Origin of the sequence: Sinomicrobium sp. (assembly GCA_029266035.1) — a bacterium.
Taxonomy (GTDB): domain Bacteria; phylum Bacteroidota; class Bacteroidia; order Flavobacteriales; family Flavobacteriaceae; genus Sinomicrobium.
In genome coordinates, this window is the sequence record JAJUFH010000005.1 from 99,030 (window position 1) to 120,428 (window position 21,399).

General features: G+C 42.6%; 19 protein-coding genes. 5 read left to right on the forward strand and 14 right to left on the reverse strand.

Going from position 1 to position 21,399, the window contains the following annotated elements; all coding sequences use genetic code 11:
* Positions 1-110: 110 nt before the first annotated feature.
* Together ACYZZR_RS04770 and folE are read right to left on the reverse strand one after the other, a co-directional pair.
* A complete protein-coding gene (locus ACYZZR_RS04770) occupies positions 111-437 on the reverse strand; it encodes a hypothetical protein (protein WP_461532860.1) in 327 nt (108 codons plus the stop codon).
* A gap of 16 nt (positions 438-453) precedes the next feature.
* The gene (gene folE, locus ACYZZR_RS04775; RefSeq protein WP_461532861.1) at positions 454-1,050 is read right to left on the reverse strand and encodes a GTP cyclohydrolase I FolE; all 597 of its coding nucleotides are present in this window, start codon (positions 1,048-1,050) and stop codon (positions 454-456) included.
* Between the two features lie 233 nt (positions 1,051-1,283).
* Between folE and ACYZZR_RS04780 the strand changes: the two genes are divergently transcribed.
* Together ACYZZR_RS04780 and ACYZZR_RS04785 are read left to right on the forward strand one after the other, a co-directional pair.
* A complete protein-coding gene (locus tag ACYZZR_RS04780; RefSeq protein ID WP_461532862.1) occupies positions 1,284-1,940 on the forward strand; it encodes an ABC transporter ATP-binding protein in 657 nt (218 codons plus the stop codon).
* A 76-nt stretch (positions 1,941-2,016) separates the two neighbouring features.
* Positions 2,017-3,189, forward strand: coding sequence for a hypothetical protein (locus ACYZZR_RS04785; RefSeq protein ID WP_461532863.1), 1,173 nt, complete (start codon positions 2,017-2,019; stop codon positions 3,187-3,189).
* Between the two features lie 68 nt (positions 3,190-3,257).
* Here the strand turns inward: ACYZZR_RS04785 and ACYZZR_RS04790 are convergent, their stop codons facing one another.
* From ACYZZR_RS04790 to ACYZZR_RS04810, 5 genes are read right to left on the reverse strand one after another with little or no spacing between them, the layout of a single operon-like run.
* Complete coding sequence (locus tag ACYZZR_RS04790) at positions 3,258-3,518, reverse strand: Txe/YoeB family addiction module toxin (protein ID WP_461532864.1); 261 nt, start codon at positions 3,516-3,518, stop codon at positions 3,258-3,260.
* Positions 3,519-3,767, reverse strand: a complete 249-nt coding sequence (locus ACYZZR_RS04795; protein WP_461532865.1) for a type II toxin-antitoxin system Phd/YefM family antitoxin — start codon at positions 3,765-3,767, stop codon at positions 3,519-3,521.
* A 47-nt stretch (positions 3,768-3,814) separates the two neighbouring features.
* The gene (locus tag ACYZZR_RS04800; protein WP_461532866.1) at positions 3,815-5,125 is read right to left on the reverse strand and encodes a glycosyltransferase; all 1,311 of its coding nucleotides are present in this window, start codon (positions 5,123-5,125) and stop codon (positions 3,815-3,817) included.
* Between the two features lie 21 nt (positions 5,126-5,146).
* Positions 5,147-7,570, reverse strand: a complete 2,424-nt coding sequence (locus ACYZZR_RS04805) for a YfhO family protein (protein WP_461532882.1) — start codon at positions 7,568-7,570, stop codon at positions 5,147-5,149.
* A gap of 25 nt (positions 7,571-7,595) precedes the next feature.
* Positions 7,596-7,868 carry a DUF4834 family protein gene (locus ACYZZR_RS04810; protein WP_461532867.1) on the reverse strand — a complete coding sequence of 91 codons (273 nt, stop codon included), beginning with the start codon at positions 7,866-7,868 and terminating at the stop codon, positions 7,596-7,598.
* A 252-nt stretch (positions 7,869-8,120) separates the two neighbouring features.
* On the opposite strand from ACYZZR_RS04810, the gene ACYZZR_RS04815 reads away from it, so the two are divergent.
* Together ACYZZR_RS04815 and ACYZZR_RS04820 are read left to right on the forward strand one after the other, a co-directional pair.
* Positions 8,121-9,170, forward strand: a complete 1,050-nt coding sequence (locus ACYZZR_RS04815; protein ID WP_461532868.1) for a transporter — start codon at positions 8,121-8,123, stop codon at positions 9,168-9,170.
* Positions 9,171-9,176: 6 nt separating this feature from the next.
* Positions 9,177-10,298 (forward strand): GNAT family N-acetyltransferase, encoded by a 1,122-nt coding sequence (locus tag ACYZZR_RS04820; RefSeq protein ID WP_461532869.1) that lies wholly within the window; start codon positions 9,177-9,179, stop codon positions 10,296-10,298.
* Here the strand turns inward: ACYZZR_RS04820 and ACYZZR_RS04825 are convergent.
* From ACYZZR_RS04825 to ACYZZR_RS04835, 3 genes are all read right to left on the reverse strand, one after another.
* Positions 10,276-11,187, reverse strand: a complete 912-nt coding sequence (locus ACYZZR_RS04825; RefSeq protein WP_461532870.1) for a patatin-like phospholipase family protein — start codon at positions 11,185-11,187, stop codon at positions 10,276-10,278. The two genes, ACYZZR_RS04820 and ACYZZR_RS04825, sit on opposite strands and share 23 nt — an antisense overlap.
* 114 nt (positions 11,188-11,301) lie before the next feature.
* Positions 11,302-12,201, reverse strand: coding sequence for a patatin-like phospholipase family protein (locus ACYZZR_RS04830; protein WP_461532871.1), 900 nt, complete (start codon positions 12,199-12,201; stop codon positions 11,302-11,304).
* A gap of 133 nt (positions 12,202-12,334) precedes the next feature.
* Positions 12,335-14,386 carry a M1 family metallopeptidase gene (locus ACYZZR_RS04835; RefSeq protein WP_461532872.1) on the reverse strand — a complete coding sequence of 684 codons (2,052 nt, stop codon included), beginning with the start codon at positions 14,384-14,386 and terminating at the stop codon, positions 12,335-12,337.
* A gap of 232 nt (positions 14,387-14,618) precedes the next feature.
* Here ACYZZR_RS04835 and recG point away from each other — a divergent pair, with 232 nt between their 5' ends.
* A complete protein-coding gene (gene recG / locus ACYZZR_RS04840; protein WP_461532883.1) occupies positions 14,619-16,724 on the forward strand; it encodes an ATP-dependent DNA helicase RecG in 2,106 nt (701 codons plus the stop codon).
* A 16-nt stretch (positions 16,725-16,740) separates the two neighbouring features.
* On the opposite strand, the gene ACYZZR_RS04845 is transcribed toward recG, so the two are convergent.
* From ACYZZR_RS04845 to ACYZZR_RS04860, 4 genes are all read right to left on the reverse strand, one after another.
* Positions 16,741-17,541 carry a hypothetical protein gene (locus ACYZZR_RS04845; RefSeq protein WP_461532873.1) on the reverse strand — a complete coding sequence of 267 codons (801 nt, stop codon included), beginning with the start codon at positions 17,539-17,541 and terminating at the stop codon, positions 16,741-16,743.
* A complete protein-coding gene (locus ACYZZR_RS04850; protein ID WP_461532874.1) occupies positions 17,538-18,506 on the reverse strand; it encodes a hypothetical protein in 969 nt (322 codons plus the stop codon). Before ACYZZR_RS04850 ends, ACYZZR_RS04845 begins: the two co-directional genes overlap by 4 nt.
* 159 nt (positions 18,507-18,665) lie before the next feature.
* Positions 18,666-20,444: a MutS-related protein gene (locus ACYZZR_RS04855; protein WP_461532875.1), complete on the reverse strand. Its 1,779-nt coding sequence runs from the start codon at positions 20,442-20,444 to the stop codon at positions 18,666-18,668.
* Positions 20,445-20,497: 53 nt separating this feature from the next.
* Complete coding sequence (locus tag ACYZZR_RS04860) at positions 20,498-21,364, reverse strand: transposase (RefSeq protein WP_461532876.1); 867 nt, start codon at positions 21,362-21,364, stop codon at positions 20,498-20,500.
* Positions 21,365-21,399: the final 35 nt, after the last annotated feature.

Consider the following 21,399-nt stretch of genomic DNA (forward strand, 5'->3'; position numbering starts at 1 on the left):
GTATAAAAGACTTTCTTTAATGCAATTTTGTTGCATTTAAATTTTAGTTAATTATATTCGCACACTGCGGTACACGAACTCAGGCAAGCCGTACTTTATACACCCAACACTTATTTATCCAGCTCATCTGTAGTATCTACCTCTATCACTTCCGGGGCTTCTTTTTTGATCACATAAACATAGAGCCAAGTTAAGGTAAAAGTCGGCACTACATCAAATCCCGGTGCCAATTCTTCTACCAGTGACACCACTGCAGCAATTTTACCGGTTTGTCCTTTGTACATTCTAGCTATTAGCCAGGCCGAAACTGGGGCCCATATCACATCGGTAAACTCTCCGACACCTGGGATTGCAAAAGACAGATATCCAAGGGCATCGAACAGTAAACCGAGAAGCAATTTTTTGTATTTTCCACTCATATTTTCGAGTTTTGTCATATCGACAACGATATGTTTAAGAAAGATCCGATCCGATAAGGCGGAGAAACTCTGTTCTCGTCTCTACCTTTTCAAAAACACCTCTAAAGCCCGAGGTGGTGGTCACCGAATTCTGTTTCTGTACTCCTCTCATCATCATACACATATGGCAAGCTTCGATCACTACGGCAACTCCCTGTGGTTTTAATGTTGAATTGATACATTCCAGTATGTCGTGAGTGAGTCTTTCTTGAACTTGCAAACGCCTGGAAAACACATCTACCACCCTCGGAATCTTGCTCAAGCCTACAATCTGTCCGTTCGGAATATAAGCCACGTGTGCCTTGCCGAAAAAAGGAAGCATATGATGTTCACAAAGCGAATAAACCTCTATATCTTTTACCACCACCATATCGTTATAGCCTTCGCGAAAGGTAGCAGCTTTCAATATCTCTTGCGGATTCTGTTGATACCCTTGGGTGAGAAACTGCATGGCTTTGGCTGCCCGCTCCGGAGTTTTGAGAAGTCCTTCCCGTGTGGGGTCTTCTCCCAAATCTGAAATTATGGTTTGATAACGTTGCTTTATCTCATCGGTCACCTCGAGGTTGTATTCCTCAAATTTTCTGTATCCCATATATTGTTTATTGTATTGTATCTAATATTATTCTTCGCCAAATCCACACCCAACGCTACAGACCAATCCACTTGATTACATCTGTGCCTTCCCTGCCGACCGACTTATTCCAGCGTTGTTTTAAGTCCGTTTTAAAGGTAATAATAAAAATTCACATCCCATTTTGTTTACAACTCCCATATAAAAGTTATTTTTGAACTTTCACGCTCTAAAAAGCGGAAACAACTATTGCTATGATAAAAGCTGTAAATATCCACAAATGCTTCGGAGATCTCGAAGTACTCAAGGGAGTTTCTCTCGATATCGCCAAAGGAGAGATCGTCTCTATAGTAGGTGCTTCTGGAGCGGGAAAAACAACCCTGCTGCAAATTCTCGGCACCCTCGATACCATGAGTAATGCAGACGGAAAACTATTTGTAAACGACATAGAAATATCGGGGCTCAACGCGCGCAAGCTCGCTCGATTCCGAAATACACATATAGGTTTTATCTTTCAGTTTCACCAGCTTTTACCCGAGTTTACCGCTCTTGAAAACGTTTGTATACCGGCCTTTATTGCCGGAAAAGCACGCAAAGAAACCGAGGCTAGAGCTGTTGAGCTCCTCGATTTTTTAAATCTCTCTCACCGCAAAAACCACAAGCCCAAAGCTTTATCGGGAGGCGAACAGCAACGCGTAGCCGTGGCGAGAGCTTTGATTAACAAACCCGACATTATCTTTGCCGACGAACCCAGTGGTAATTTGGACTCCGAATCGGCAGAAGCCCTTCATCAACTCTTTTTTAAACTTCGCGACGAATTCGAACAAACCTTCGTAATCGTCACCCACAACGAGGAATTAGCCGATATGGCCGACCGAAAACTCGTGATGGTTGACGGCAATATCATTTAGGAAAAATCATTTTGGCACGCTCATTGATACACTGCTAATAACTGCCCCGTTATTTCTTAATTTAAAAAGTGAAGCTATGAGACGAATAATGATGACAATCGCGGTTATAGTCCTGAGCCTGAGCCCAGCTTTGGTGTCGGCCTCGGCTCCCGGATCCGCTAGGTATAACGATTCCTTTATATTTGTAGAAGACGGTATTACATTTTCGGTATTTCCAAATGGAGAATTCGACTTTTATGTAGACAACAGCCCTCATATAAGTGCCGGTGTAAATCTAGGTAATGTAAACATCAGTTTTAACTCCGGATACAACTACGACGCCTATGTGCAATACGACGATTACGGAGCTGTTATTCAGGTATTAAACACTCCTGTTTTTTACGATTATTACGGTCGTGTTTCTCGAATCGGATCGATAAATGTGTATTACGATGTCAACAGAGTTGTACGAATAGGTGGTTTGCATGTCTATTACGATGCCTACGGAGCCTTTAGCCGCTTTACAGGTTATATCAATGTGTACAACAGAACCTATGTATACAATCCGTTTCACCGTTATTTTGCAAGGCCTATGGCTCAATACTGTATCATAAATACCCGTCCTTACAGAAGGTATTACAACCCTGTGCGATACAGCTATTACAAACCTTATCGCAATAATTCAAGACGTGTGTATGCCAGAGTGGGGCGAACTTATCACTACAAAGAAAACAACAGAAGAAGTATATACGCCAACGACCGTAGGGTAAAAAGACAAGACTATACTTCTTACAGGAGAGAACTCGCCAGCAGAAGCAGTAGAGAAAGTGGTCCGACTACGGTGAGACAAACCAGTAACAACAGAAGAAGTTATACTACACCCAATGGCAACAGTGCAAACACTCGTTCTACCTACAGAAACACTGCTGCATCGCGGAGTGTGAGTAATACCGCTGCAAGAAGAAGTAACAGCGTACAGCGACCAGCTACTAGTACACAGCGGAATACACGTAATAATAGTGTACAAAGATCTACAGCTCCTAGACAGGTAAAGAGATCTACAGCACCCAGACAGGTACAAAGATCTACAGCTCCTAGACAGGTACAAAGATCTACGGCGCCCAGACAGGTAAGGAGATCTACGGCGCCCAGACAGGTAAGGAGATCTACAGCGCCTAGACAAGTGCAAAAGTCTGCCAGAACTACGGTAAAAAGACAGGCGAGTACTCCGAGAAGAGCTTCATCTTCATCGGTAAGAAGCCGAAGATAGTTAGTTTTTTAGGTTAAAGATGAAAAGTCTGCAGTACTTCGGTCTGCAGGCTTTTTTATTGATTTGTTTTACTTTCCGTAGTGATAACGACAGGCTGCAATCAGGATTTCGCCATTTTCATATTTATAAACCAATCGATGTTCTGAGGTTATCCGTCTCGACCAATAGCCTTGTAAATCTCCCTTTAATGCCTCGGGTTTCCCTATGCCTTCAAAAGGAGTTCGCATAACGCTTTTAATCAATTCATTAACGCGTTTTACGATTTTTTTGTCAAACTTTTGCCAATACAAATAGTCTTCCCAAGACGATGTAGACCAAACCAATCTCATCTATTCGATCAAATCCTTTTGAATGCCTTTGCCAGCCTCTAGTTCTTTGATAGAGTTTAATAGAACATCTCTGTTTGCCCCGGTCAATAAATAAGTGGTTTCTTTTAAAGAATTGTATTCGTCCAATGATATCAATACCAAATCTTTACCGTTTTTACGTTTGATAACGATATCACTCATATCATTGATTACCTTGTCCAGCCAATGCTTTAGATTGGAACGAAATTCTGTGTAATTCACTGTCTCCATAGTACAAATATACTAAAAAAAGTACTTGATTAAGTACCTTATTTAATCTACCCCTCCCCTCCCAAGACTTCCAACACCAAATTGGCCATACGGTTGGCGAGTGATCTTCGGCTGTACTTTTGAATACCGGAGGGAGTCATGATGTATTTTTTGGCGAGGAATCGCTCGTAGCACTTAAAAATTCTGCTTTTTATCAATTCCTTTTGCTCGTAGGTATAGGTAGGTCCCATTCCGGTTTCTTCCATAATACGGGTCACATCCCATCCTTGTGGACCCACAGCAATAATCGGCCTTTTGGCGTCGAGGTATTCAAAGAGTTTACCGGGGATGATAGCTCTGGTCTCCGCTTTGTCGATCTCTATAAGCAACAATACCGACGATGCCCTTTGCAGTCGCAGGGCTTCCGCGTGAGACACATAGCCTTGTAATTGCAAATAAGGTGCTAATCCGTATCCCTTTATCGTCTCAACGACCTCTTCGCTTACCGTACCCGCAAATTTGAGTACCACATTGTCGGCAAAATCTTTGTGTTCGGCAATCAATTCAGACAGAGCTTCCCAAACTACCACAGGGTTTCGCTCGGTGAGCAGCGAACCGATATGCGCTATGGTAAAGGTTTCATCGGGTTCTACCGTTCCGGTATAGGTGCTGTCGTAACCATTGGTAATCACCTCTACAGCCCTGCCCGACTTTTCACGGAATTCGTCGGCCGTAGTATAACTGGTAGCCACTACCCTGTCGGCCTTCTTCAATACGCCATTTTCAAGAGCTATATGTTTTTTACGAGCATAAGACGACAGTTTTAGTTTTTGGTGATAGCCTATGGTAGTCCACGGATCGCGAAAATCGGCTATCCACTTTACGCCAGACTGCTGTTGGAGCTTCATTCCGATCAGGTGAAGACTGTGAGGCGGACCGGTAGTGATGACTGCTTTTATATTTTCTTTTTTCAAATACGATTTTAGAAACCGTACCGAAGGTTTTACCCAAAGCACTCGGGCATCAGGAATAAAGACATTCCCCCTCACCCACAACATCAGCTTTTCTGCAAACGACTGTTTTTCACTCCCGATAACCCCCGCGCTGATCTCTTTCGTCTTTTCTTTGCCCGAGAATCGCGAAGCCAAGGCATAGGGTTCGAAGATTTTACCTTTTACCACCTTAAGATCGGAGGGCACCTCTTTCACGAAACCTTCGTCTACCATAGGGTAGGTCGGATTTTCAGGTACGTATACCACCGGCACGACCCCAAAATCGGGCAGGTATTTTACCAGTTTTAACCAGCGTTGCACTCCCGGCCCTCCTGCAGGAGGCCAGTAGTAGGTAATGATGAGTACTTTTGGTTTCTGATTGTTCAAAACAGCTGTAATTTCCCCGCTCTAGTCTTCCTTTTCTCTCTTTTTAATCCCGTATAAGATTCCTCCCGCCAAGGCGAGAAACAGTACTATATTGCCTGCCAAGGCAAACATACTTCCTCTTTTTACCACATCCGGATCGAAACTAAAAGTGATGGTATGTGTACCTGCCGGAACCTCGAGCGCTCTTAAAGTGTAATTAACTCTAATAAAAGGTACTTCCTCTCCGTCTATGGTTGCCTTCCATCCGTAGGGATAGTACATCTCTGAGAACACTGCTAGTCCGTCATCTGTATTTTCCGAACGGTATTCCAACTTGTCCGGGCTGTAGCTCACCAATTTTATCGAAGCTTCAGGACCAACTGTATACGAAGATTCTCCCGATATTACATCTCCAAAAGCCTTGCTGTCGTAAACCGCAGTATTTTTAATTTGCAGTGTATCCAATGCATTCATTTCGCCGTCGGCATCATCTGCGGCAACTAAGCTTTTTACAAACCAGGCATTTCCTGCAGCCTCTTCGTTTAGTATCGCTTGCTCCTTACCTTCTTGGTTTTTCTGAATAATATATTTTACATTGAGCATATGGAGCACCTCCATATTATTCTTTGTCATCTGATAGTTAAAGAGCTCCTGTAATCTTCCGGGCTTTGCCGCATGATATCCTCCAAGAGAATGGTGAAAATAAGAAGTACGGGCTCCGTTGAGTCCTATAGCCGGTTCGAAGACTCTAAAATACGAACTATCCTTCATAATCTCCTGATCGGCTGCGGTAGCTTGGAAAGGCATATCCATAGCCTTTGCCTGTACAAAATCGTCACTGTTTACATAGCGCTTAGCCACTCCGGCTAGGTCAATCAACAACAGCGCGGTGAGCCCTGCCACTATATGTATACGTTTTGCCACCCCTTTTAGTCTTACCCACAGCAAAGCCGCCGAAAGCAAAACGAACAATAAAGATCTGAACAAATCGCTGTTGTACATGGCTTTTCTATCGGCTTTTATCGCATCTACAACCTCACTGCCGTAATACTGCCGATAAGCTTGATCGTTTACTCCTACAAAGTCAAAACCTCCCTTTCCTAAAAACAGAAGTACTACCAATCCCAACACTATACCCGAAGCCCATTTCAAGGCTCTTAGCTTTTCTTCTTTAGACACATTGCCATCCAAAAAACGAGCTACACCCAACACTGCCAATACCGGTACACAGAGCTCTAAAATTACCTGTATAGAAGATACTGCTCTAAACTTGTTGTACATGGGGAAATAGTCTATCATAAAATCGGTGAGCAATCCGAAATTCTTACCCCACGACAACAATAGAGACATCAGTACTCCTGCAATCAACCACTTTTTAGTATTTCCTTTCACCAAAAATATCGCCAGCACAAACAGAAAAAACACTACTGCTCCTATATAAGCCGGACCGGCAACTATGGGTTGGCTGCCCCAATAAGAAGGCAGGTTGTCGGTAAAATCGAGGGCTTGTACCCTAGGTACTCCACGGCGCACTAAAAACTGGTATGTTTCAGAATCTTCTCCCAGTTTCTCCCCGTTAGAACCTCCGAAAAGACGGGGTACAAACAAGTTTAGAGTTTCGACTATGCCGTAGCTGTACTCCGTGATATAGGCCTTGTCCAATCCCGCCGACTGCTGTTTAGGCGAACCGTCCGGATTTACCGTAAGTTCGCTGCTGCCTCGGGTACTCCACTCGGCATATTCGCGAGTAGCCATAAGATTGGTCGCATTGGTGAGCACTCCAAGCACTACAGCAGCGAGCAATATACCACAGGTCTTGAAAAATGTGGGAAGCTCCTTTTTTTTCACTGCGTCTATCAGGTATACTACTCCCAAAGCGAGTACCAATAGCATCAGGTAATAGGTCATCTGTATGTGATTGGCACTGATTTCCAAAGCCATGGCAAAAGCGGTGAGTAAAAAGCCCGCTATATATTTCTTTCTAAAAGCCAAAATAATACCCGATAGTACCAAAGGAAAATACCCAATGGCATGAGCCTTGGCATTATGGCCTACACCGAGTATAACAATGAGGTAGGTAGAAAACCCAAAAGCCAATGCCCCGAGAAAGGCAAGTTTGTAATCTACCCTCAGCACGAGCATCAAAACGTAAAAGGCTATAAAATACAAAAAGAGATAATCGGCCGGCCTGGGCAAAAAGCGTATAAGTCGATCCAGTTTTTTGATATAGTCGTGTGGGTAATTGGCTCCGAGTTGGTAGGTAGGCATCCCTCCAAAAGCGCTGTTGGTCCAATATGTTTCTTGTCCGGTATTCCTTTTAAAGTCCCGCTGCTCCTTGGCCATACCGTTAAACTGAACAATATCGCTCTGAAATATCTTTTTCCCCTGTAGTACGGGCGAAAAATATCCTACAGAGATTACGACAAAAGCAAGGAGTACAAGCAGATGAAGAACTATAGGTTTAATGCGCATAAAAAAGATTTGGTTTCAGTTAGTCTACTTCTTCAAAATCAATGTATTCTCCTATCTTTTTTCCAGATGTAGGTGCTTTTCGATTGGTTTTATTCTCAGGCATCTTATCGATTACCACCTCTCCTTCACGCTGTCTGTAGTCTGCCCGAGTATCTCTGCGATATTGCCCTTGATATCTTTCCTGTGCTTTTTGAGCAGCATAACGCATGAGCACAGGGGCAAAAATCCGGCTCAAAAACCGAATCACATAGTAAACGATAACTATAACAAATATGGTTCTCAGTAACTGCATTCAAAACACGATATTGATTCTAGGTCAAAAATACAATTCTATTGCCTTAAAACCCCCTTCAATTTCATAAAAAAATAATAAAATCTATATATTTGGCCCATTATCCCGAAGATAATATACAGATCTCTCAAACAGAAAAACTGGTGATGGCATATTATACCATAACCCCAACTATTGACGTTATCACTATCCAGATCTGTAGTATTCAACTACAAAGGCGCTAAACTGAGGCAATATTTTGACAAACAACTCATGAGAAACACTTCAATAAAGTACATTTTCACTACAATTTTACTTAGTGTAGGCTTGACGACACAGGCTCAATACACCGATATTATCAATTCCGATCGTCCCGGCAGGTCTATGAGTGCCTATGCTCCTGGAAACGGAGTATATCAGATAGAAATCGGCGGTTTTTACGAGCGTAGAGAGCACGACAAACTCAATACCGAAAACAGCCAATTTGGTACCGATTTCGCCTTGAGAGTAGGGATGCTCGAAGAAAAATTGGAATTGTCGTGGAGGGGTACCTATCTCTGGGATCGGTTTACACAACACGACGGTCAAGATCCACATACATTAAACCAGCACAATTTTTACGACAATACCATAGGTGCTAAATACTTGATTTTTGAACCTAAATCCCGCGAACCCAACCTGTACAGCTGGCGGGCAAACCACACTAATTTTGATATTAGAGACCTGATTCCTGCCGTCTCAGTATATTTGGGAACCAATATCTTTATTGGAGATAACCCTTTTTTTCCTAACGAATCGGGAAGTATTTCGGTCAAGGCAGGAGTCATTACTCAAAGTCATTTTGCAGGAAGATGGGTGCTTACCACCAACTTTTTTATCGACCGCCTCGGGGGTGATGAAGAACTGTTTAACTATGCGCTTACCCTTACTCATGCGCTCTACGACGGCCGCTATTCGGTTTTCGTAGAACACCAGGGTTACAGTAGCTCATCGTATAGCGACGGTATCTTTCGCATTGGTGGTGCGAGACTTATCAACAGCAATATACAAGTAGACCTCTCGGCAGGTATCAATACTAAAAATACCCCTTCAAGAGTGTTTGGAGGAATCGGACTGTCGTACAGATTGGACTACCACAAAGACTTTCTTATCCCCCAACCCATACAAGAAGAAGATAAAAATGGTACATTAGACAGCGAAAAGAAGGAGAAGAAAAAGACTTTACACCACAAGGCTGGCAAAAAGACAAGAGAAGACAAACGCAAACAAAAAAAGGTGAGGAAGAAGAGAAAGAAGTCCAATCCTTTCGACATCAACTACTAAGCCATCATGATTACAATTAAAGAAGTAAAAAATAAAAAGGATCTAAAAGCCTTTGTAAAATTTCCATTCAGACTTTACAAAAAATCTCCATACTGGGTACCTCCCCTTATCGACGAGGAAATGGAATCGTTCGACCCCGACAAAAACCCGGCCTATAAAAATGGAGAGGCTCAGCTGTACCTCGCCTATAAAGACGGAGTGATCGCAGGACGTATCGCTGTGATAATCAACCACCTTGAAGTTGACGAAATGCAAAAGAGAAAAGTTCGCTTCGGATGGTTTGACGTTATAGACGATGTAGAAGTAACCGCTGCTCTACTGAAAAAAGCTGAAGAAAAAGGCAAGGAACTCCAACTGGAATACATAGAAGGCCCTGTGGGATTTTCAAATATGGACAAGGCGGGAATGCTGGTAAGAGGCTTTGACGAAATCAGCAATATGACCACCATTTACAACTATCCGTATTACCCCGAACACTTTAAGCAACTGGGATTCAAAGAAGGAGCGGCTTGGGTGGAATACCGCATTTACATACCCGATAAAATACCTGAAAAGATAAATAAATTTGCCGATATCATCCTCAAACGTTACAACCTCAAAGTACTAAAGTTCAAATCGTCTTCCGAATTGATCGCCTATGCCGACGATATGTTTGAACTGATGAACCAGTCGTTTAAGCATTTGCAGTCTTTTATCCCTATTCAAAAACCTCAAATCGAACTTTACAAAAAGAAATACCTAAAGTTTATACATCCCGATTTCGTCAAGTTTATCGTAGATGAAAACGGTAAGATGGTCGCATTCTCTATCACCATGCCCTCCTTTTCCGAGGCGCTTCAAAAAGCTAACGGACGCCTGTTTCCCTTTGGTTTTATCCATATTCTCAGAGCTCAGAAAAAGAGCAAAAAAGCTTCGCTATACCTTATCGGTATAGATCCGGCTTTTCAGAACAAGGGGGTTACCTCTATTATTTTTAAAGAGACCACCAAGGTATTTCAGAATAGAAATATAGATGTTGTAGAGTGCAATCCCGAATTGGAAGAGAATACCGCCGCGCAACTTATGTGGAAACACTACGAAAAGAACGAACAGCACAAGAGAAGGGTTACTTGGGTGAAGGATCTTTAGCCTCTTGCTGTTGTTTAATTCTTTCTCCTGCATAGACGTACCCCTGCTCCCACCACGTGGCCATAAGTTTTTTGTTAAACACCAGTGAATTCTCTGTCAGCTTGGTTGGTGTATAGTACAGGTTTAGCTTCACATTCTTGTTTATGGCCGATAATTTGCCTTCTACTATATCGTGAAACTCCACTTGATCGAGTAGAAAACCAAAGAGACTCACCATAAGGGAAAATGGGTTTTTACCCAATACCTTGTTGTACTCCATATTTTCAGCTTCCAGAATAATAGCATCTACCTCAGTGGCTCCTCGCTTTATAGCCTCCCGTATGGGGACCACACACCCAAGACCGCCATCAGCGTATTCAAAACCTTCCTTTTTGGCCAAAGACATAAAGGGTATATAATTACAAGATATCCATATCCAATCGCAAAAATCTTCGTAACTGCACTCCTTGATCGATTTATACTCCACTCTGTTCTTAGAGAGATTAGACACGGTGACTATCACTTCCTTGTCTTGTCGCAAACGTTCAAATTCAGCCTTGGTAAAGTTGCGCCTGATATTCTTACGGAGGTTTTTACTCTCTCCAAAAGTTCTTTTTCCCTTTATAAGCTGCCATATCACATTGAAATAATTGATAGACACATACTCCCGTCCGTCCTTTTTTTTCACTACAAAAGGATTATTGCTAAATATCTTGCGCTGAGTTACAGAAGTGTAAATGTCGTACACTTTCGGAACATTATTATCAGCCAAATGAGGAATGAGAAGACTTCCGGTAGAAGTTCCGAGAAACATATCGTATTTTTTATTCTCCTTTTCAAGTAGATATTGAGCTACCCCACCGGCAAAAGCACCCTTACTCCCCCCTCCTGAAATTACCAGAGCTTTCATAGGTTAGTTGTTTAGTTTGTAGTTTATTGTGGTTTATTGTTTGTGGTTTGTGGTCTGAGATTCCTTCCTTCCTCCTTCGGCGGACAGGCCTACCGTCGGGATGACAGTGGACAATCACTGTATCTCCGAAGTGCTGTGATTTTTCAAGCGGGCGTAATCATAACCGTTCTGCCACCATTTTGTCATTTTATTTCTGTTAAAGATAAGAGAATTTGTGGTTAAGACCGTAGGGGTGTAATAAAAATTAATAATTGCACCCTGATGTGAAGCGACAAACTTCCCGATCTTGATATTTTGGTATTCTATACGATCGAGCATATAGTTGAACATGGTAGTCATCAAATCGAAAGCGTTTCGAGAAGGCATTCTGTTCATATAATTTACTTCGGTGTGCAATATAATGGCGTCGATTTCTTTGGCTCCTCTCCGTATAGCTTCTTCTATGGGCACCATAGTCGAAAGTCCGCCGTCGGCATACTCACAGCCATTCTTTCGAACTAGCGTCATAAACGGTATGTAATTACAGGATATCCACACCCATTCACAAAAATCGTCGTATTCAAAATCGTTGATCGACTTGTACTCCACCTGATTGAGAGAAAGGTTGGACACCGTAATCACAATATCTTTATTCAACTCCGTAAGTCTCTCAAATTCGTCGGGAGTCAGTGTGTTTCTAATCAGAGATTTCAAATTATAGCTCTCGCCAAAAGTCTTGCTACCCCTCAAAAAATTGTACAACACATTCAAGTGATTGATAGCGATTTGCTGCCCTTGATACTTCTGTTTTATCCGAAAAGGATTATGACTAAAAATACTCTTTTGGTTTACCGAAGTATACACCTCTTTTATCTTTTCCACCTTCTCCAGGGCGAGATGAGACACCAGTAAACTTCCCGTAGAGGTACCGAGATACAATTGGTAGTCTTTCCGCATATCCTCTATCAGATATTGAGCCACACCACCTGCAAAGGCTCCTTTACTCCCACCTCCTGAAATCACCAGGGCTTTCATAGATTAGTTTTTTAGTTTTTTAGTTTTTTGGTTCGTAGTTGTTAGTTCTTTTGGTTTAATGGTTTTTAACCGGCTCATCGTCAAGACCAGAGATCCCTCGACTATGCTCGGGACAAAATCCTTATCACAAAATTCACTTCAAAACACTTTCTAAATATTTTCTCTCCTTAGCTTCCAACTGTGGTAAAAGTTCTTCCAATCGATCTTTATACTCTTGTTCCTTCAGCAATTTAACCAAAGTGTTTCTCGAAGTGCTGGCAAAACTCCAGACGTGGTGCACACAGGCATTGACTAGGTTTTTCAGTGCAGCATTATCTTTAAACAATCCAATCTGTGAAGCGATGGCAAAAGCATTACGTCTCACTTCAAAGGCGTAGTTTTCTGAAGTGTACCCCAACAATTCATTCCGCCATCTCGCTTTGGCCTCCTCTCTATTTTCAGCTACATCGGGATAGGTGGGTGTGAGTATAGCAAGAGCGAGCCAAAGTATTCTCAGGCTCTTATCTCTAAAACCACTCAGCTGTTTTGTCTGGTCTAAATAGCGTGGAGCATCTGCATTAAAATTTCGCCACAGGCGAAACAAACTCTGTTCTGCGGTAATATAGCTATGGTCTTGCAACAGACTTTCGTATTCCGACTTCAAGTCCGGAGGAATACGCTCCAAACTCATAGCCAGTACCTGCCTGAGATGAAAATCGCCTGATGCAAACAATTTTCTATTCCACGCCACATCTACGGTATCTGCATTTCTCTTAGCAATGATATACTGTTTTACGGGGTAATACACATCAGCTTCCAACAAGGCGTTTTCCTCTTTTTCAGAAAACTCACCAGCTACCAATCGCATATAGGTATCTACAAACTTGTTTTTTCTCAAGTCGCTCATTATCTCTTCGGTAGGGAAAATGCTGTCCTGAAGCCATACTTGATAAAAGCCAGTGAGGTCTTTGCCCGAGCTCGCTGCAATCTCATCCAAAAAATCGGAGGTCTCTACACTGCTGTAAGCGTGCTTTTGAAGATAATCCTTCACCCCCTTTCTAAATGCAGCATCTCCTGTTATCGCTCTCAAACGGTGAAGTGCAAGCGCTCCTTTCTCATAAAAAGTAAGACTGTTGGCCTTGGGATCCATCACCGCTTCTCCCATACCTTCGGCCGACTGTTCTGCAAGCATTTCGGCAGAGCGGTACAATTTCCAGTAGTAATAATCGTCTCCCAATAGCTTTCGTTCGGCCAACAGAGCGTAATAAGTAGCAAAACCTTCCTGTAACCAATGATGAGTATCACTGCGAGCGGTAACCAGATTGCCAAACCACTGATGAGCCATCTCATGAGCACATACATTGGAGTAGTCCCTATCTTTAAGTCCGATAGAATCGACCATAAAATTATCTGAAAACAGCGTTAAAGTAGTGTTTTCCATTCCCGCGTGAAGAAAATCACGTACCGGAACCTGTTTGTAGTTTTGCCAAGGGTATTTTACTCCGATCTCCTCTTCCAGATGATTAAATATAGTTGTACTGTGTTTGTAGGTATATTTTGCCAGCTCTTCATCATCTGGATAAAAATAACATTCGAGCGGTACTCCTCCGCGCGATACCGCAGTAGTCTTATGGTAATTTCCTATAGCTATAGCCAATAGATAACTGCTCATAGGACGCTTCATATCATAGCACCATTTGGTTAAAGTATCATTATCATTAACATCTTTTAACTCACCATTAACCAGAACATTATACCCTTTTAAAAAACATATACACAGATCGTATTCCACCTTTTCATTTCTGTCGTCTATAGTAGGTATCCAATGACTGGCATATCGCCCCTGTCCCTGTGTCCACAGCTGTTTTTTTCCGATACCGCTACTGTCGTTCCATCCAATAAAATACATCGCTTTTTCCGGATTAACCCGATAGGTCAGTTCCAGCTTGTTTTTCGACAAATTCTCAAAACTATCGTTTAACACCAGATAACGACCGTTGTAGGTATACTGTGCCGGACTGCCGTTAAGTACCACCTTGTCAAACTTCATATTTCGCGCATCTAAGTATACAGTATCTACTTGTTTGCGCAATTGGAAATCATAACTCACGGTTCCTGAAACTTCTCTTTTATACGGATCTATACTAAGTTGAGCCTCGGCTCGGGTAAAATCGACATCGCGGTATTGTTGTGCTGGTAATTTCAAGATAGAAAAGACCAGAAGCACGCAGTAAAAAAGTTGGTTTTTTAGAGTAGTGGTACACATAAGCATCTAAAATACACATTCGGGAGCAATTCAAAAATTTTTCCTCGTACAATTAACTCATTTTGGATCAGAAAACGATATGGCTAAGCTGATTTAGGGATTTGTGTACAAAATTATACAAGCCTGCAATAAAGAGTTTAATTTTAAACAGTTTCTGATTATCTTCGCTCTTATGAGTGCTCAGCTACTACAAACACCTATCGATTATCTGAAGGGAGTGGGTCCCAGTCGGGCCGATTTGCTTCGAAAAGAGCTAAGCATATACACCTACGGCGATCTTATCCAGCTCTTTCCAAACCGCTATATAGACCGTACCGCTTACTACAAAATAAGGCAATTACAAGACAATTCGTCGGAAGTGCAAATTGTAGGCAAGGTCGTACACCTTAAAATGGTAGAACAGAAACGAGGGAAAAGACTGGTAGCCACCTTCAGAGACGATACAGGAGAGATGGAACTGGTGTGGTTCAGGGGACACAAATGGATAAAGGAAAGTATCAAAATCAATGTGCCCTATGTGATTTTCGGAAAGTGCAACCGCTATGGAAGTGTATTCTCTATGCCTCATCCGGAAATGGAATTGCTGTCGGAACACGAGCAAAATCTGCGCACCGCCATGCAGCCGGTATACCCTTCTACCGAAAAACTGGCCAATAAGGGAGTGAGCAATAGGATAATCAGCAAGATAATACAACAGCTGTTTATAGAAACCGGCGGACGCTTTGCAGAAACGCTGTCGGAACCACTAATACATCAGCTCCAATTGCTATCCAAGCGAGAGGCGATGTTCAATATTCACTTTCCAAAAAGTCAAGAGCTACTAGCCAAGGCACAGTTTCGACTCAAATTTGAAGAGCTGTTTTTTATTCAACTACAGTTATTGATGCGAAACCTTCTGAACAAACAGAAAATTAAGGGTTTTGTATTTGACAGGGTTGGCGAACTTTTTAAGGATTTTTACGACCATCACCTCCCCTTCGATCTCACCGGAGCACAAAAACGGGTAATCCGAGAAATTCGTCACGATATGGGAACCGGAGCGCAGATGAATCGTCTCTTGCAGGGCGATGTGGGTTCCGGAAAAACCATCGTCGCGCTGATGTCAATACTCCTCGCCATAGACAACGGATTTCAAGCCTGTATAGTAGCACCTACCGAGATTTTGGCTACTCAGCATTTCAATGGAATTTTAGAATTGATTAAACCACTGGGAATAAACATTAAACTACTAACGGGTTCAACCAAGACTTCAGAGCGAAAAGAGATACACGAAGCATTAGAAAATGGCAGTCTGCACATCCTTGCCGGTACTCATGCTGTTCTGGAAGACAAGGTGCGTTTTCACAATCTCGGACTCGCCATTATCGACGAGCAACACCGGTTTGGAGTAGCCCAACGCGCCAAGCTGTGGCATAAAAATACTACCCCGCCACATATACTGGTTATGACCGCTACGCCCATACCGCGCACACTGGCTATGAGCCTTTATGGCGATCTCGATATTTCGGTGATCGATGAACTCCCCCCAGGCCGGAAGCCTATAAAAACCGTACACCGATACGACAGCAATAGGCTTAAAGTATTTGCTTTTATGCGCGAAGAGATAACCAAAGGCAGACAGGTGTATGTGGTGTATCCGCTCATTCAGGAGTCGGAGAAAATGGATTATAAAGATCTGATGGACGGCTATGCCAGTATAGAACGAGAATTTCCAAAACCGCAATATCAGATTTCTATTGTTCACGGACAGATGAAGGCGGCCGACAAAGATTATGAGATGGAGCGATTTGCCAAGGGTGAAACTCAGATTATGGTAGCTACTACGGTAATAGAAGTTGGTGTAAACGTGCCCAATGCCTCTGTGATGATTATAGAAAGTGCCGAGCGCTTCGGACTCTCACAACTGCACCAGCTAAGAGGTCGTGTAGGACGCGGTGCAGAGCAGAGTTATTGTATACTTATGACTGGTCACAAACTCTCAACCGACTCCAAAACCCGACTGGAGACTATGACGCGTACCAACGACGGCTTTGAGATAGCCGAAGCCGACCTAAAACTTCGAGGCCCGGGAGATATTATGGGTACCCAGCAAAGCGGAATACTTCACTTAAATATTGCCGATATCGTAAAAGACAATCAAATCTTAAAACTGGCGAGACAATACGCACAGCAACTGCTCCGCGACGACCCTTCGCTAGCTTCAGAAGAAAACCTTCCCATAAGGCATACGTACGCCAAAATCAGCCAAAAGAAAAATATTTGGAATTATATCAGTTAAAGGAGGAGCAGGACTTCTATAACTCAATAAATTCTTTCAGTGTACCATTGTCGTTAAACATCATGGCATAAGCTTTTCTTCCGGTTTTTAAATCGGGGGTATACCAGCGAAGCTGTCCACCTCTTATCCGCACCCTAAAGGTATAATTCACATCTATTGCCCCGACTTCTTCGGCTTTTTCAACCAGGGTCTGATATACATTGTTAGCGTTGACAAACGAAACTCTACTGAGAGGCACACTACTGCCCTCTACATCATCACGACGTGTAATAACCACCATCTCAGGCGGTAACCACTTTCCGTTTTTGTAGATATAAGTATCTACCTGATCCGGATGATCCGGATCGATTATGCCCAACATAATACGTCCGTCCTCATAATAATAAACAGAATTATAAGCTCTAATCTCCTTACCTTTAAACTTGGGTAGGTTGCGAAGTGCAGTTTCTGCCGCCTCCAAAGCTTTCTTGTCGGAGGTAAGAGGCAGCTTAGGCTTAGGTTTAGGTTTAGGTTTAGGCTTAGGCTCTGGCTCTGGCTCGGGTTCAGGAGTAGGACTTTGATCACTTTCCACTTCGGCTATTTCCCGATCGTTGGAAATATCGCTTTCTGTAGGAGTGTCCACCTCCTTTTCCGTGTCGTTTAAAGTGGACTTCTCCTCTTCCTCTATTGCCTCTTCTTTGGACAATACTAGCTCTTGCTGCTTATTGTCTTCTTCCTGTAGTGTTTCTCTTATCGTTTGTGAAAGCTGCTCACAAGACCACAACGATCCGAATACCAGACAACAGCACATCCATTTAAACACAGTGTTTACTCTCATAATGCTCCATTCGTTTTTTCGTTTGAAAATACCACCCGATGCGGATCCTCCGGAAGGTAAAAAATATCCCTTTCCCCTACTTCCAGTTTTCCGATTTCGATAAGGGAGACTATTTTTTTAATACTTGTTTGGTGAACTGTACCCCTTTCATCTTTAAATTCCAAATCGAACTTCACCTCGGGCTGTTCGTTGATATAAGTACCCGTCTGCGAAATATCGAAAACCTTGGCACGCGCTTTTAGTCCGAGGAAATATAATTTATCCGAAGCCCTTCCATTTCGCCTAAACACAGACGAACTAATGGCTTTAAATATAAAACCAAACAGCAAAAACATAGCCGCAGAGGTAATCAACGGATGCTCCCAAGATATAAAACGCCATCCGTAACCCGCACTCTCATTGATATAACAGTAATAATACCACCCAATTATACCTAAGGCAAACACCCCCCAAACTACAAACAACCCGTAGTTGATCTTAGTCTTTACTCCTTCCAAAACAACATAAGGGTGTTTTGAATACTCCGGATCGACTCTTAAAAAAATATGATTCCCCGGCACATAGCGATTGAGTCCGGGTCCGCTGTCGTTGAGCTGCATTTTATACTGTATCTCTTCACCTCTGAGGTTTCTAAATTCGAGAAGTACTTCCCTCTTCACCATCTCTTTTGCTAAAGATTTCAGCTGCTTTGCCTCCAAGACTTTCGCATCGATCCTCACTCCTTTTTGTAGCAGGTATTCCACATTTTTACGCGCTACAAACGAATTTTTATAAATCTGAAAAAGTGTGACGAGCAATATACCTCCCCACAACAATAAACTCAGTCCCAGATACATCAACGCCGTTTTCCCATCCCTCCCTGCCAAATCTACATTTGTATTTACATTGTAGTAAATAATAGCCGGATGCACAAAGACAAAATAGAGCGTAAAAGGAATCCAGATATACAAAAAAAGCTTTTTCATAGCATATTTGTTTTAAGTATTCCAAATACAATAAAACTTTATCACCGCTTTCAGGAATACCCTGTAAATATATATCAAAAGGGAACTACCGGAAATACCGGATTTCAGGGAGTTCAGATATTTTTTGGGGAGACTTAGGGTAGCGAAAGAACTAATCAACTAATCAACAATCTGCATTTTCTTCAACAGAAAAGAGGCATTCATATTCTGACAGATTCCCTTTTTAAAGCGGTAGTCGAAATGAAGCTCGTCGTTTGTAATCTCTGCATCGAAGTAGTAGTTACTCACCTGTGGCAATATCTCGGCTACCTCGCAAAGGCTCAAGTCGTGAGTAGCGATAATACCGGTAGCCCCTAGAGCTACGAGTTTTTCCACAAACTTACGCGACCCTATGGCTTTGTCTGTACTATTGGTTCCTTTTAGTATCTCGTCCAGCACCACAAAATACCGATGGTCTTCACTTTGTAGTATATCTACAATATACTTCAGGCGACTCAACTCTGCGAAAAAATAGGATGCCTCATCTGAAAGTGAATCGATCGCACGCATACTGGTAATCAGTTTTACCGGCGAGTACAAGCAAGTCTCAGCACATACTGGGAGTCCGGCATTACCCATTATAAGTTGTAGGGATACGGTGCGTAAAAAAGTACTTTTCCCCGCCATATTGGCACCGGTAATAATAAAGAAATTGTCGCGTTCAATCGTATAATCATTGCGAACAGCTTTATCGGCAGGAATCAACGGATGCACAGCACCTGTAGTTCGAAGCACCACCTCGCTTTCCGTGATATCTGGAAATACATAATGCGGGTGATTGAACGCAAAATTCCCCAAACTGTTATATGCATCTACAGCATTAACCGTATCGAACCACCGCCCTACCTGATTGCGATGAGTCAGTATCCATTGTTCTATACGGTAGCACTGCCGCAGGTCCCACAAAAAAAATCCGTTGCCCAACAATGCGATAATGAGATTATTCCTCTGGTCGAAGGCATCAATAGCCCTTACCAGTTGCCGCAGCAATGGGGAAGCATTTTCCCCCGGTGTAGCAATAGGTCTGCACAGGGTGACCAATTCTTCAGATGAAAAAGTCTCCTTTTCCAACATATCTAAAAGTTGCTGATACCTCGAGAAGAAATCCTGTACCCTTGCTGTATGTTGAGCAAATTGATTGATTTTCTTTAGTCTAAAACCTGTCACAAACAAACCGGTCATATAATACAACAGTATCCAAGTTCCGGATAGTATCCCGGCAAAAAACAATATAATCAACACTATCGATACTATCGAAAAAGCAGTGGGTAGCCAGCGCATAGCAGTTGGTATAAAGGCAGTGTAATTGTCTATCCACCTCTTCACCTCCTCTGCCGGAGTCTTAACTTTGAGCATACGAGCAGTGGCGGTAAACTCCTGCCTGAAATCTGTTTTTTCGGCCAATTCTCTTACCGCCTCCTGCCTTTCCGAAATGCGATGTGTATTATTTGCTGTTAACCACGATGCCAACACTAATTTACCCGATGCCAATCCGGTTCGGTTGAGATACTGAAAAAAAGAACGAGCCCCGAACAGATCTACATCGTTGCTATAAGGATGTAACGGATCTATAAATTCCGCCCCGTTGGGTAAATCCTTAAAATCACCTTGAAGTACGCTTAATTCGGTGTGATTTAGTTTTATTAATTCCTCCAGCTTATTCTTCTTCTCTTCAAAACGACTGTTTCTCACCACCAAAAACAGAAACAGCACTATCCCCGTCAAAGCTACGATTGCCATAATAATCACATCGGGCGATAAGATGTAAACCGATGCGGCCGTCAGTGCAAATACCAGCAATCTCAACACACTGAGGAGTCGCAATCGCTTTCTTGTATCCCCAAGCTCGGCTTCATATCCCAAAATATTATCTCTATACAGCTTTTCCGGTATGCCCATAACCCCTATTTTTCTTTTGACGGGCTAAAATAAATAAAAGTTCCTTTTAAAATTTAAAATTTCCACAGGTAGGGACGTTGCAGTGCAACGTCCCCACAATTCCCACAATCCCAAACAACCCCCAACAATCCCCAACAATCCCTCGACAATCCCAAACAACCCCAACAATTCCAACAATCCCAAACAATTCCAACAACCCCCACAATCCCAAACAACCCCCAACAATCCCCAAAAATTTCCAACAACCTCCACAATCCCAACAATCCCAACAATTCCCAACAACCTCCAACAATCCCCAACAATTCCCAAACAACCCCAAACAATCCCAAACAACCCCCAACAATCCCCAACAATCCCAAACAATTCCAACAACCCCCACAATCCCCAACAATTCCAAACAATCCCAAACAACCCCCAACAATCCCCAACAACCCCAACAATTCCAACAATCCCAAACAATTTCCAACAACCCCCAACAACCCCCACAATTCCCGAAATCCTAACAATCCCCAACACCCCCACAATCCCCAACAACCCCAACAATTCCAACAATCCCAAACAATTCCAACACCCCCCACACCCCCCACAACCCCCACAATTTCCACAGGGCAATGCAATGTTCCAACAGCAGGAATATCATTTGATTTTCTATCGATAATCAAAATACCATGCAGATGATTGGGCATTATCACAAATGCCCCCAATGTCACAAATGGGAAATGATTGGGAATGTCTTCCCAATATGCCTCAGCCAATTGTCCCAATTGGTTTAATTGCATTTTAGCATTGACAATTTTCCTAAAATAATGAACCCGATGGCGCGTGCAGATAGTGATAAAATAGGCACCATTTTCCCCATAGTCATATCCCTTAAGTCGGATGGATATACCTTTGTATTTATTTTTAAATTTAGCAGACATACCATTTATTAAATCAAAAATGCATTTTATGCCAA

Excerpts from the sequence above, each read along its gene's own strand:
- ACYZZR_RS04855 (WP_461532875.1), bottom strand. The coding sequence starts at position 20,444 with ATGGGCATACCGGAAAAGCTGTATAGAGATAATATTTTGGGATATGAA.
- ACYZZR_RS04860 (WP_461532876.1), bottom strand. The coding sequence starts at position 21,364 with ATGTCTGCTAAATTTAAAAATAAATACAAAGGTATATCCATCCGACTT.
- ACYZZR_RS04820 (WP_461532869.1), top strand. The coding sequence starts at position 9,177 with ATGATTACAATTAAAGAAGTAAAAAATAAAAAGGATCTAAAAGCCTTT.
- ACYZZR_RS04790 (WP_461532864.1), bottom strand. The coding sequence starts at position 3,518 with ATGAGATTGGTTTGGTCTACATCGTCTTGGGAAGACTATTTGTATTGG.
- folE (WP_461532861.1), bottom strand. The coding sequence starts at position 1,050 with ATGGGATACAGAAAATTTGAGGAATACAACCTCGAGGTGACCGATGAG.
- ACYZZR_RS04770 (WP_461532860.1), bottom strand. The coding sequence starts at position 437 with ATGACAAAACTCGAAAATATGAGTGGAAAATACAAAAAATTGCTTCTC.
- ACYZZR_RS04815 (WP_461532868.1), top strand. The coding sequence starts at position 8,121 with ATGAGAAACACTTCAATAAAGTACATTTTCACTACAATTTTACTTAGT.
- ACYZZR_RS04780 (WP_461532862.1), top strand. The coding sequence starts at position 1,284 with ATGATAAAAGCTGTAAATATCCACAAATGCTTCGGAGATCTCGAAGTA.
- ACYZZR_RS04795 (WP_461532865.1), bottom strand. The coding sequence starts at position 3,767 with ATGGAGACAGTGAATTACACAGAATTTCGTTCCAATCTAAAGCATTGG.
- ACYZZR_RS04845 (WP_461532873.1), bottom strand. The coding sequence starts at position 17,541 with ATGAGAGTAAACACTGTGTTTAAATGGATGTGCTGTTGTCTGGTATTC.
- recG (WP_461532883.1), top strand. The coding sequence starts at position 14,619 with ATGAGTGCTCAGCTACTACAAACACCTATCGATTATCTGAAGGGAGTG.
- ACYZZR_RS04785 (WP_461532863.1), top strand. The coding sequence starts at position 2,017 with ATGAGACGAATAATGATGACAATCGCGGTTATAGTCCTGAGCCTGAGC.
- ACYZZR_RS04830 (WP_461532871.1), bottom strand. The coding sequence starts at position 12,201 with ATGAAAGCCCTGGTGATTTCAGGAGGTGGGAGTAAAGGAGCCTTTGCA.
- ACYZZR_RS04825 (WP_461532870.1), bottom strand. The coding sequence starts at position 11,187 with ATGAAAGCTCTGGTAATTTCAGGAGGGGGGAGTAAGGGTGCTTTTGCC.
- ACYZZR_RS04850 (WP_461532874.1), bottom strand. The coding sequence starts at position 18,506 with ATGAAAAAGCTTTTTTTGTATATCTGGATTCCTTTTACGCTCTATTTT.
- ACYZZR_RS04810 (WP_461532867.1), bottom strand. The coding sequence starts at position 7,868 with ATGCAGTTACTGAGAACCATATTTGTTATAGTTATCGTTTACTATGTG.